Source organism: Frankia sp. AgB32, assembly GCF_023243045.1.
Taxonomy (GTDB): Bacteria; Actinomycetota; Actinomycetes; order Frankiales; family Frankiaceae; genus Frankia.
The window spans coordinates 1-12,175 of the sequence record NZ_JALKFX010000247.1 but is presented as its reverse complement, the minus strand read 5'-3'; the positions used below and the strand labels follow the sequence as shown (position 1 = coordinate 12,175).

Below are 12,175 nucleotides of genomic sequence, written 5' to 3'. Positions count from 1 at the left end.
CGACATCAACACCCACAAACCCCACACAACCGTGTGAGACCCACGAGCATCGTGTCCAAAGGAATCCCTCACAACCAAAACCAGCCACACCCCCACAAACCGTGGAAGCACAACCAGCCAGGCCATGAACGGGGTCAAACATATTTGGCACTGACAATCGGCACGCTGTTGAGTTCTCAAGGAGCAGACGCTTGACGACCGGACATCTGAAGAGATGTCGCAATCGTGCGATTTTCGTACAATTTCCAAGGTTTAGGAGCGGTGCTAGTCAGTTCACCCTCGAAGGGGCCGCCTTGCACTCGCTGTCCCCGCCACCCCCGAGGGGGCGGCCTGTCAGCGGGGCCGCTTCCGTCGTTTCCGGCGGCTGCCGTGTCGCGCTGACAGAGAGAACATTACGGGTGGATGACGGTGGGCGTCAAATCAATCCCTCCCTCAGATGTGTGACCTATGTCACACCACCCTCGGAGAGGTTCGTTGTGATGTTCTGATATGGGAGGCTTGAGGTTCTGGCCCGGTAGCCGGCAAGATCTCCGCCGCTCACCCGCGCAGGAGCCCAGCCGGACCGGATCCCCTGGTAGCGCGGCTCTGTCGGGCCCCGCTGACGGTCTCGTCCCCGGCCAGCCAGAACCGCCATGGTCGGTCCACCGCGGTCCTGATACCCACCCGTGGGCCACTGCGCACCCTGGTCAGCTGATCGCGCCGGGGCGACGGCGGCCCCGGGCTGGACGTCCCTCTGGATGACGAGGTCGGCACCAGCACGGCGTCGTCGGACGCGGTGGGCCTGCGGTCGAGAGGCAACGGAGGTCGCGCCGGTCCGACAGACAGCGGACCGCCTCCCGTCACCGGTGTCCCAGTCAGTGTCGGTCCGACGCCCAGGGCCCGGCCGAGTCTTCCCGGGCCCCTGGCGAGGTCGCGCAGCGCCAGGGAGGGCCACCGATCCCGAACCGCCTCCCTGCCCGCAGTCACCTCCCCTGCCCGGATCAGCACGGCGGAACCTTCCCCCACCGGCCCGCACACGACATTGAGACACCAGTGCACGCCGTAGCTGAGGTACACGTACGCACAGCCCGGCGGACCGAACATGACCGCGGCGCGAGGCGTGGGCCCGCCGTAGGCGTGCGAGGCGGGGTCGTCCCGACCTCCGTACGCCTCCACCTCCGTGATCCGAACCGCGACCGGCCCGTGCCGCACGGTCGCACCGAGAAGGTCCGGCGCGACCGCCAGCACGGGCCGGTCGTAGAAGGCAGCCGCAAACGGCGGCATGTCGGTCAGCCTGTCGCCCACCGACGATCCCGGTCGAGCACTGGGCGCAACGCGTCGATCTGGTCGCGGACCCGGTCGGGAGCCGTACCGCCGGGCGCGGACCGGGCCTGCAGGGCCCCGGTCACGGACAGCACGTCTCGGACGTCCGCAGTCAGCAGCGGATTGATCACCGCGAGGTCCTCGTCGCTGACGCCATCGAGGTCCACGTCGTGCGCCACGCACCAGGAGACGAGCTGGCCCACGGCCTCGTGCGCCTGGCGGAACGGCACCCCGTTGCGCACGAGGTACTCGGCGACATCGGTGGCGAGCGCGAAACCGTCGGGCGCGGCCGCGGCGAGGCGGTCGCGACGCACGCGCATCGTCGCGACCGTGCCTGTCAACGCGGGCAGCACCAACAGCAGGGTGTCCACCGCGTCGAACACCGGTTCCTTGTCCTCCTGAAGGTCCCGGTCGTAGGCCAGAGGCAGGCCCTTCAGAGTCGCGAGGAAACCGGTGAGACCGCCGATGAGTCGTCCGGACTTGCCCCGGGCGAGCTCGGCGACATCGGGATTCTTCTTCTGCGGCATGATCGAACTGCCGGTGGCAAAGGCGTCGTCCAGTTCCACCCAGCCGAACTCACGTGTTGTCCACAGCACGATCTCCTCGCCCAGCCGCGACAGGTGCACGCCGATGAGCGCGGCCACGAAGAGGAACTCCGCGGCGAAGTCGCGGTCGGACACGGCGTCGAGCGAGTTCTCGAACGCCCGGTCGAACCCCAGCTCGGCCGCGACGCCCTGCGGATCCAGCGGCAGGGAGGAACCAGCGAGCGCGCCCGCGCCCAGCGCGCTGACTGCAGCCCGGACATCCCAGTCCCGCAGTCGGTCCGCGTCCCGCACGAACGCCTGGACATGTGCCAGCAGCTGGTGACCGAAGGAAATCGGCTGCGCATGCTGCAGATGGGTCATCCCGGGCGCCGGCGTGTCGACATGCTGCTCGGCCAGCGTGACCAGGGCCTGGGACAGCTCGGTCAGCCGGGCCGCGACCTGCCGGGCATGATCCCGCAGGTACAACCGCAGGTCTGTGGCGACCTGGTCGTTGCGACTGCGGCCGGCGCGCAACTTGCCGCCGAGCGTGCCGAGGCGCTCCAGCAGGCCGCGTTCCAGCGCGGTGTGGACATCCTCGTCCTCCACCGTCGGCCGGAAGTCTCCGCCGGTGACGGCCTCGGCGAGGTCGTCGATCGCGGAGAGCATCGCGGCGAACTCCGCGTCGTCGAGCAGTCCCGCCCGGTGCAGCACGCCGGCGTGGGACTTCGAGGCGAGCAGGTCGTAGGGCGCGAGCCGCCAGTCGAACTGGACGCTCACCGACAGCCGGGCGAGCGCCTCCGCCGGGCCCCCCCGCTACGCGCCCCCCCCCCCGCCCCTCGGGGGCCCCGCCGGCGGGGGGCCCGCGGGGGGGCGCGGCCGACGCGGCGGCCTCGGTGGAACGATCTGTCGAGGTCACGGGTCGAGCCGCTGCTCGCGGGCCGCCCAGACCTTGGTCGGCAGACCCCACAGTTCGATGAATCCGCGCGCGTCGCTCTGGTCGAACTGGTCACCGGCGTCGTAGGTCGCCAGCGCGTGATCGTAGAGGCTCGCCGGGCTGCGCCGACCGACAACCTGCGCGACGCCGCCGGACAGGCGCAGGCGCACGTCCCCGGAGACCCCCACGCTCGCCGAGTCGACGAAGGCGTCCAGCGCGAGCTTCAGCGGCGAGTACCAGAGGCCGTCGTAGACGATCTCGCCCCAGCGCTGGTCGACGCCCCGCTTGAACCGGGCGACATCCCGCTCCAGGGTGAGATCCTCGAGGTCGCGGTGCGCGGTGAGGAGGGTCATCGCCGCCGGGCACTCGTAGATCTCCCGGCTCTTGATCCCGACGAGCCGGTCCTCGATCATGTCGATCCGACCGACGCCGTGCGCACCCGCGCGGGTGTTGAGCTCGGCGACCAGCTCGGCCAACGACAGGGCGCGCCCGTCCAGGCCGGTCGGCACGCCGTCGGTGAACGACACCGTCACCTCGTCGGCAGGCCGCGCGACCGTCGGGTCCGCCGAGTAGACGAAGACGTCCTCCGGCGGCTGCGCCCACGGGTCCTCGAGGATGCCGCACTCCGCGGTCCGGCCCCAGAGGTTCTGGTCGATGGAGTACGGCGATCTCTTCGACACGTCGATGGGCAGACCCCGCTCCTCGGCGAAGGCGATCGCCTTGTCCCGGGTCATGCCCGAATCCCGCACCGGGGCGAGCACCGTCAGTCCGGGCGACAGCGCCGAGACACCGACTTCGAAGCGAACCTGGTCGTTGCCCTTTCCGGTGCAGCCGTGGGCGATGGCGTCCGCGCCATGCTCCCGGGCGGCCTCGACCAGGTGCTTGACGATGATCGGCCGCGACAGCGACGAAATCAGTGGGTAGCGGTCCATGTAGAGCGCATTGGCACGGATCGCCGGCGCCACGAACGACTCGGCGAACTCAGCGCGGGCGTCGACCACGATGGACTCGACGGCACCGCAGGTGAGCGCGCGCTGGCGGATGGCCTCGAGGTCCTCGCCGCCCTGGCCGACATCGACCGCCAGCGCGACGACGTCGGCACCGGTTTCGGCGCCGATCCAGCCGATGGCCACGGACGTGTCGAGGCCGCCCGAGTAGGCAAGCACGACGCGTTCGGTCACGGGACTTGTCTCCTTACGTCGAAGTCGGATTGCGGGTTGGGCCGTCCTCGGGACTGCCTGGGCGTGCCGGCCCCGGCACCGCCCCCCGAGTACGTCCCTCCGCGAGCCACAGCAGGTAGGTCGCGAGGGCGGGGCCGCCCAACGGGGCGACGCCGCCGGGGGGTTCACGCCCGGCCATGACGCCCTCGCCCGCCGGTGCGTCCCTGGTCGCACCGCCGTCACCGGCGATGGACTCGGCTGACCGGCACACGACGAGCACCGTGTCGTCCCCGGCGATGGTGCCCATGACCACCGCGAGCGCCTCACGATCCAGCGCGGAGGCGAACAACTGGGCCGCGCCGGGCGGGGTTCGGAGTACCACGAGATCTCCGTTGGCCTCCGCGGATACCAGCAGCTCCTCGCACAGCCGGGTCAGGGGCAGCCGGACGGTCTCGGCCGGCGCGAGATTGACGTCAACGGCATACACCAGCACGCCGTCGGCGCCACGCACCTTCGTCGCGCCGATGTCCTCCAGGTCACGGGACAGGGTGGCCTGGGTGACCTGCATGCCCTCGGCGGCGAGCAGGCGCGCGAGTTCCGACTGGGATCGCACCGGGCGCTGCCCGATCAAACCGGCCAGCCGCGCCTGCCTGGCGTGCTTGGTCATGGGTGCGGCACGCCGCACCGGTGCGCCGGCCGCCATCACCGCGGCCCGCCTTGCCCGTCGGCGCCCTCGGTGAGCAGCAGGGACAACAGGGCCTTCTGCGCGTGCAGCCGGTTCTCCGCCTGATCGAACACGACCGAGCGCGGTCCGTCGATCACCGCGCTAGCGATCTCCAGCTCACGGTGCGCCGGCAGGCAGTGCATGACGAGCACGTCCGGCCGGGCGGCCTCCACCGCCTTCTCGTCGAGGCGGTAGGGCTGGAACACCAGCGATCGGCTGTCCGACTCGTCTTCCTGCCCCATCGACGCCCAGACATCCGTATAGAGGACGTCCGCGTCGGCAGCCGCTTCGAGGGCGTTGTGCATGACCAGAGCCTCGCCCCCGGTGGCCGCGCCGATCTCGTTCGCATGCCGGACGACCTGCTCGAACGGCTCGTAGCCGGGGGGTGAGGCGACGTGGATCCGCATGCCGGCGAGCGTCCCGGCCAGCAGCAGCGAGTGCGCGACGTTGTTGCCGTCGCCAAGGTAGGTCAGGGTCAGGCCCGCCAGGTGGCCCCGCCGTTCCCGGATCGTCTGCAGGTCGGCCAGAGCCTGGCAGGGATGGGCATGGTCGGACAGCGCGTTGACGACCGGGACGCTGGACGCGGCGGCGAGGCGCTCGAGCCGCTCCTGCGCGAAGGTGCGCACCACGATCGCGTCCACATATCTGCTGAGCACCGCAGCGGTGTCCTCGATCGTCTCGCCGCGCCCGAGATGGCTGCTCGTCGCGTCGATCACGACCGGATGGCCGCCGAGCTCGGCCACGCCCACGTCGAACGAGATCCGGGTGCGGGTGGAGGGCTTCTCGAACAGCAGCGCCACCGAGCGTCCGGTCAACGGCCGGTCGGCCGGGCCCGGGACACGCCGCCGCGCCTTGAGCGCGTCGGCGAGGTCGAGAACGGCGGCCTGGTCCGCGGAGGTCAGGTCGGTGTCGAGCAGGAAGTGTCGGGCCGTCATGCGCTGACCTTAGAGCCTGTTTCGGCCGTACCCGTCAACCCGCGTGCCGCAGCGACGATGCCCGGCAGGGCGGCCACGAAGTCGTCTGCTTCGGCCTCGGTGAGGATCAGCGGCGGAGCCAGTCGGACGGCGTCCGGGGCGACCGCGTTGACCAGGTATCCCGCCTGGCGCGCGGCCGTCTCCACCGCGGCCGAGAACGCACCGTCCAGCTCGATCGCGCGCCACAGGCCCCGCCCGCGTACTCCGGCGACGCCGGGGATCGCCGCGACGAGGATTCCTTCCGCGAGCCGGTCACCGAGGCGGGCAGCATGGTCGAGCAGTCCCTCGGCGGCGATCGTGTCGAGCACCGCGAGCGCCGCCGCGCACACGATCGGCCCGCCCCCGAAGGTGCTGCCGTGGTCCCCGGGACGCAGGAGATCCGCGGCGGCGCCCAGACCGATGCAGGCGCCGATCGGCAGGCCGCCGCCGAGGCCCTTCGCCAGGGTGACGACGTCCGGGCGCACCCCGACCGTCTGGTGGGCGAACCACGAGCCCGTCCGGCCGATGCCGCTCTGCACCTCGTCGAACACCAGCAGCGTTCCGGTGGCGTCGCAGGCTGACCGTGCCTGAGCAAGGTAGCCCTCAGGCGGCGCCACGACGCCGGCCTCGCCGAGCGTCGGTTCCAGGAAGACCGCCGCGGTGCGCTCGCTGAGCGCCGCCCGCAGCGCCTCCGCGTCACCGTAGGGCACGAACCGCACACCGGGCAGCAGGGGTTCGAACGGCGCGCGTTTCGCCGGCTGGCCAGTGATGGACAGCGCGCCCAGGGTGCGGCCGTGGAACGAACCCTCTGCCGCGATGATCTCCGGCCGGCCGGTGCGCCGGGCGATCTTGATAGCGGCCTCGTTCGCCTCGGCGCCGGAATTCGCGAAGAAGACCTTCGCCCCGGACCCGGACAGGCCCGGCGCCGAGGCGTCCGCGCCGAGCAGTTCGACGAGCCGCTCGGCCAGGCGGACCTGCGGCTCGTTGGCGTACAGGTTCGACACGTGGCCCAGGGTGTCGAACTGGTCGATCACGGCGGCCCGGATAGCCGGATGACCGTGGCCCAGCACGCTCACCGCGATGCCGCCGAGCAGGTCCACATACTCGCGCCCCGCGTCATCCCAGACCCGCGAGCCCTGCCCGCGGACCAGCGAGAGGGCCGGGCGCCCGTAGGTCGCCATGACAACGGCGTCGCGGCGGGTGAGCAGATCGGCGTTCATGTCCTGTCTCCGGACTGGTCGGGGGCGGCCTCGGCGAGGTCCGGGCGCACTGGGGGCACCGGCTCGGGGTCCGGGCTGATCAGAGTGCCGATGCCGTCATCCGTGAAGATCTCCAGGAGGACGGCGTGCGGCACGCGGCCGTCAAGCACGTGCGCCTGCGGGACGCCGCCGCGCACCGCCCGCCGGCAGGCCTCCATCTTGGGAATCATGCCGGCCGCGAGGGTGGGCAGGAGCTGTTCGAGCTCAGTGATGCTCAGCTCACTGAGCACCTCGTCGCTGGCCGGCCAGTCGGCGTACAGACCCTCGACATCGGTCAGCACGACGAGCTTGGTGGCGCCGAGGGCGACGGCGAGCTCGGCGGCGGCGGTGTCGGCATTGACGTTGTAGACGCCGCCGTCTATCCCGCGGGCCACCGAGGCGACGATCGGCACCTTGCCCGAGTCGAGCAGCGCGTCAATCGTCTCGGCGCGCACCTCGACGATGTCACCGACGCGGCCGACGTCGACCTCCTCGCCGTCGACGATCGCCGGACGGCGGCGGGCGGTGAACAGGTTGGCGTCCTCGCCGGACAACCCCACGGCGAAGGGGCCGTGGTCGTTGACGAGACCGACGACGTCCCGGTTGACCTGCCCGAGCAGGACCATCCGCACGATGTCCATCGTCTCCGGGGTGGTCACCCGCAGGCCGCCGACGAAGGTCGACTGCACCCCGAGCCGGGACAGATGCGCCGTGATCTGCGGGCCGCCACCGTGGACGACAACGACCCGCAGGCCGGAGTAACGCAGGAACACGATGTCGGCGGCGAAGGCGGCCCGCAGCGCCGGCTCCGTCATGGCGTTGCCGCCGTACTTGACCACGATGGTCGCGCCCTGGAAACGCGACAGCCACGGCAGCGCCTCGATGAGGACCTGGGTCTTGGCCAGTGCCGCGTGCCCGCGGGCGCTGGCGGCCGCGCCCCGCTGGCCGGTGGGGACTCCGGCGCTCATGTCGAGTACGCCGAGTTCTCGTAGACGTAGCCGTCGGTCAGGTCGTTCGTCCAGACGGTGAGCTCCTCGGAGCCGGCGTGCAGGTCGACGAGAATGTCGACCTGCCGACCGGACAGATCGACGAGATCCCGGTTCTCGCCGGGCGCGCCGGCACGGCAGACCTGCACACCGTTCATGGACACGTCCAGCGCATCGGGCTCGAAGGCCGCCTGGGTCGTGCCGATGGCGGCCAGGACCCGGCCCCAGTTCGGATCCTTGCCGTAGAGCGCGCACTTGAGCAGGTTGTTGCGCGCGACAGACCGGCCGACCTCCAACGCGTCGGCCTCGCTCGCGGCACCGACAATCGTGATGGCGATCGTCTTCGTGGCGCCTTCGGCATCGCCGAGCATCTGCTGGGCCAGGTCGGTGCACACCTCGGCAACCAGGGCGGTCAGTTCGGCCTCGGGCAGAGTCACGCCGGACGCACCGGAGGCAAGCAGCAGCACGGTGTCGTTGGTGGACAGGCAGCCGTCGGAGTCGACCCGCTCGAAGCTGACCCGGGACGCCTCGCGCACCACCCGGTCGAGAACGGCGGCCTCGGCGACCGCGTCGGTGGTGACCACGACCAGCATGGTCGCCAGCGACGGCGCCAGCATGGCTGCGCCCTTGCCCATCCCGCCGATGGTCACGCCCGAGGCCACGCTGGAGGTGCGCACGGCTGTCTTCGCGACGGTGTCCGTCGTGCGGATGGCCTCGGCCGCGTCGACGCCGCCGTCGCCGCTCAACGCGGACACGGCCGCGGTGACGCCACCGAGCAGCGCGGGCATGTCCAGGCGAACACCGATCAGGCCGGTGGAACAGACCGCGACGTCTCCCGCGCCGATGCCGAGCGGCGCGGCGACGTGCTCGGCGGTGGCATGGGTGTCGGCGAACCCGGCTGGCCCGGTGCACGCGTTCGCGCCACCCGAGTTGAGGACCACCGCGCGCAGCCGGCCGTCGGCGAGGGTCTGGCGGGTCCACCGCACCGGGGCTGCCTGGATCCGGTTGCGGGTGAAGACTCCGGCGGCCGCGTCCGACGGCCCGTCATTCACGACCAGGGCGACGTCCGGATTTCCGGACGGCTTCAGACCCGCCGCGACTCCGGCTGCACGAAAACCCCGTGGGGCGGTGACGCTCACTGCTTCCCTCCCAGGCGGATCGGTGGATGGGACCTCGCGCGAACGCGGGGTCAGGGGGCGACGGTCACGGCGCGATGCCCTGGGCGCTCAGGCCGGTCGTCTCCGGCAGGCCGAGCATGAGGTTGGCGCACTGCAGCGCCTGCCCGGCCGCGCCTTTGCCGAGATTGTCGATGGCGGACACGACGATCGCCCGCCCCGACTCGGCGTCGTACGTGCCCTGGATGTGGGCGGCGTTACCGCCGAGGGTGGCCGCGGCCCGCGGCCAGCGGCCGGGCGGCAGCACCCGCACGAACGGCTCGCCCGCGTATGCCGCGCGCAACGCCTCGTACACCGCGTCCGCGTCGGTACCGGCGACGGCCCGCCCAGAGCAGGTGGCGAGGATACCGCGGGGCAACGGGGCGAGCACCGGGGTGAAGGACAGGCTCACCGCCGTGCCGGCAACCTCGGACAGCGCCTGGACGATCTCGGGCCGATGCTGATGTGTGCCGACCTTGTAGGCGGTCAGGTCGCCCATCACCTCACTGCCGAGAAGGTTGACCTTGGCCGCACGCCCGGCGCCGGAGGTTCCGCTGGCGGCGACGACGCTGAGGTCCGCCGGCTCGACGAGCCCGGCGGCAAGCAGCGGAGCGAGCGCGAGGGACGATGCCGTGGGATAGCAACCCGGGGCCGCGACCCGCTGGCTGGACGCGATCCGCTCACGGGCGCCCGGCAGCTCGGGCATGCCATACGTCCAACTGCCCGCGTGCTCCCCGCCGTAGGCCTTCTGCCAGGCGCGCGGGTCGACGAGACGGTGGTCGGCGCCGAGGTCGACGACGCGGACGCTGTCCGGCAGCGCCGCCGCAACTGCCCCCGACTGGCCATGCGGCAGCGCGAGGAAGACGACGTCCGCGTCGCTGGCCGCGAGCGCTTCGGCGCCGGTGAAGACGCGGCCGTCCAGGTCGATCAGGTTCGGATGTACATCCGTCACCGGCAGGCCGGCCGACGTGTTCGCCGCGAGGGCGCCGATACCGATTTCCGGGTGGCCGAGCAGCAGGCGCAGCAGCTCACCGCCGCCGTACCCGCTGGCTCCCGCCACCGCCGCCGTCAGTCCCATACGCAAATTTATACACTCGACCGCATGGCCATGCAATAAGGTTGGGCGAACGCGTCGGCGGTGGCGGGTCGGCGTCAGGAGGAGGGGCGGTGATGGTCATCGGCGGTACTGCGCGACGCCACGGGCCCGCCGCAGGGTCAGGCGCGAAGCGTCGCACCGGTGCGGTCGGCGGCCGCGGCGACGGCGGCGTCGCGGGCGGCGTTCGCCTCGGCGGCGGTCAGCGTGCGGTCGTCTGCCCGCAGGCGCAGGCCGAAGGCAAGCGAACGCTGGCCGGGACCGACCTGGGCGCCCTCGAACACGTCGAAGAGCGTCAGCGATTCCAGCAGCTCACCCGCACCGTCCCGCAGCGCGGCCGTGACCTCTGCGACCGGCACCCGGGTCGGGACGACGAGCGCCACATCCCGGTCCGCCGGCGGATAGTTCGAGATCGTCGGCGCCGCCACCGCGGGGGTGGTCGCGGCCACCTCGAGCAGCGCGTCAAGGTCGAGTTCCATCGCGACCGACCGCGGCGGCAGGCCGACGTCGGCGAGGACGCGGGGGTGCAGCTCGCCGGCGCTGCCGACCAGGCGCCCCTCGATCGACAGCCGCGCGCAGCGGCCCGGATGCCAGGGCATGCTGTCCCCGGCCGTGACAGTCAGGGAGAGTCCCAGTGCCTCGGCGACGAGATGCGCGGCGTCGACCGCGTCCGCCCAGTCCGCAGCCCGGCCGGTGCCGCCCAGGACGCCCAGCTCCCGCCGGCCGGTGAGCAGCGCGGCGACGTGCCGCGGCTGCTCGGGCAGGGCGACGTCGAGTCCGGCGATCTCCTCGTCGGTCGGGCGGCGCCGCGCCGGCGGCGACGTCGGCCACGCGGCGGCGGACCGCTCACGGAAGACGAGGCCGGCCTCGAACAGCGCCAGGTCCTGCTGGCCGCGGCCGATGTTGCGCACCGCCGCGGCGATCAGCCCGGACAGCAGCGTGGTACGCAGGTAGGCGGCGTCCTCGGCGATGGGGTTGGCCATCCGGACGGCGGCCCGGCGCGGGTCGTCGGCGGCGAGGCCGAGCGCGTCGGCCGCGTCCCGCGCGACGAACGGCAAGGTCAGCACCTCGACGAACCCGTCGTGGGCGAGCGCCCGCCCAACGGCTCGGCGCAACCGCTGGGACGGAGTCAGGCCCCGCCCGGCCGGCAGCCGCGGGAGGGTGACCGGAATCGTGTCGTAACCCTCCAGCCGAACGATCTCCTCGACGAGATCGGCGGCCCGCATCAGGTCAGGGCGCCACGACGGCGGAACGACGAGCAGGGTGTCGCCGTCGGCCGGATCGTCGCCCGGGTTACCGCGGCCCTGCGTGGTCTTTCCCTCCGCGATCGTGCAGCCGACGTCAGACAGGCGGCGGCGCACCACCTCCGCCGGATACGAACGCCCGGCGAGCCGCTCGGCCTCCCCGAGCGGCAGGGGAACCGCGACGGCGGGCGAGCGATGGTCGATGTCGGTCACGCCGGGTGCGGGCCGGGCGCCGGTGAGCTCCGCGAGCAGGTCGACGGCCACAGCGGCGGCGACTGGCGCGAGCGCGGGGTCGACGCCGCGCTCGAAGCGCCGCGATGCCTCGGAGGACAGTCGGTGCCGGCGGGCGGTGCGCGCGATGCGGATCGGGTCGAAGTGCGCCGACTCCAGCACGATGTCGGTGGTCTGCGCGGAGACCTCCGTGCTCGCCCCACCCATCACCCCGGCGAGGGCGACCGGGCCGGAGTCGTCCGCGATGACCAGGTCCTCAGGGTCGAGAACACGCTCGACGCCGTCGAGGGTGCGCAGCTTCTCCCCCGGCGCGGCGGCGCGCACCACGATCGGCCCGGACAGCTTCGCCCGGTCGAAGGCATGCAGCGGCTGGCCAAGGCCGAGCAGCACCGCGTTGGTCACGTCCACGGGTGCGGAGATCGGCCGCATCCCGGCCAGCGACAGCCGCCGGGCCCAGGTCAGCGGGATGCTGGCGGTCGGGTCGACGCCGGTGACCACTCGCGCGACATACCGGTCGCAGCCGGCGGTGTCCTCGACGACGACCGGGTACGCCGCGACGCCCGGCCCGCGTACTCGGTGCTGTCGGCCCGTTCCTGGACCGACGCCGGCCTCGCCCCGCTACGCCCCTGGGA

Annotated in this window: 9 protein-coding genes and 1 pseudogene; all 10 read right to left on the bottom strand. The window is 72.2% G+C overall.

Translation table 11 applies throughout. The features are described from left to right. Positions 1-537: 537 nt before the first annotated feature. Positions 538-1,263 (bottom strand): DNA-3-methyladenine glycosylase, encoded by a 726-nt coding sequence (locus tag MXD60_RS27360; protein WP_248822575.1) that lies wholly within the window; start codon positions 1,261-1,263, stop codon positions 538-540. 5 nt (positions 1,264-1,268) lie between these two features. Then, positions 1,269-2,742 (bottom strand): annotated as a pseudogene (gene argH, locus MXD60_RS27355) (argininosuccinate lyase). Next, positions 2,739-3,941 carry an argininosuccinate synthase gene (locus MXD60_RS27350; RefSeq protein WP_248822574.1) on the bottom strand — a complete coding sequence of 401 codons (1,203 nt, stop codon included), beginning with the start codon at positions 3,939-3,941 and terminating at the stop codon, positions 2,739-2,741. The pseudogene argH and the gene MXD60_RS27350 overlap by 4 nt, the downstream one beginning before the upstream one ends. Before the next feature lie 13 nt (positions 3,942-3,954). After that, positions 3,955-4,587 carry an arginine repressor gene (gene argR, locus MXD60_RS27345; protein WP_248822573.1) on the bottom strand — a complete coding sequence of 211 codons (633 nt, stop codon included), beginning with the start codon at positions 4,585-4,587 and terminating at the stop codon, positions 3,955-3,957. 35 nt (positions 4,588-4,622) lie between these two features. Further along, the gene (argF, locus tag MXD60_RS27340) at positions 4,623-5,579 is read right to left on the bottom strand and encodes an ornithine carbamoyltransferase (protein WP_248822572.1); all 957 of its coding nucleotides are present in this window, start codon (positions 5,577-5,579) and stop codon (positions 4,623-4,625) included. Then, positions 5,576-6,817, bottom strand: a complete 1,242-nt coding sequence (locus tag MXD60_RS27335) for an acetylornithine transaminase (protein ID WP_248822571.1) — start codon at positions 6,815-6,817, stop codon at positions 5,576-5,578. The genes argF and MXD60_RS27335 overlap by 4 nt, the downstream gene beginning before the upstream one ends. After that, positions 6,814-7,803, bottom strand: coding sequence for an acetylglutamate kinase (gene argB, locus MXD60_RS27330; protein WP_248822570.1), 990 nt, complete (start codon positions 7,801-7,803; stop codon positions 6,814-6,816). The genes MXD60_RS27335 and argB overlap by 4 nt, the downstream gene beginning before the upstream one ends. Beyond that, positions 7,800-8,960 (bottom strand): bifunctional glutamate N-acetyltransferase/amino-acid acetyltransferase ArgJ, encoded by a 1,161-nt coding sequence (gene argJ / locus MXD60_RS27325; RefSeq protein WP_248822569.1) that lies wholly within the window; start codon positions 8,958-8,960, stop codon positions 7,800-7,802. Before argJ ends, argB begins: the two co-directional genes overlap by 4 nt. Before the next feature lie 64 nt (positions 8,961-9,024). Continuing rightward, positions 9,025-10,053 carry an N-acetyl-gamma-glutamyl-phosphate reductase gene (argC, locus tag MXD60_RS27320; protein WP_248822568.1) on the bottom strand — a complete coding sequence of 343 codons (1,029 nt, stop codon included), beginning with the start codon at positions 10,051-10,053 and terminating at the stop codon, positions 9,025-9,027. Positions 10,054-10,190: 137 nt separating this feature from the next. Next, positions 10,191-12,041: a phenylalanine--tRNA ligase subunit beta gene (locus MXD60_RS27315; protein WP_518468794.1), complete on the bottom strand. Its 1,851-nt coding sequence runs from the start codon at positions 12,039-12,041 to the stop codon at positions 10,191-10,193. Positions 12,042-12,175 lie beyond the last annotated feature (134 nt).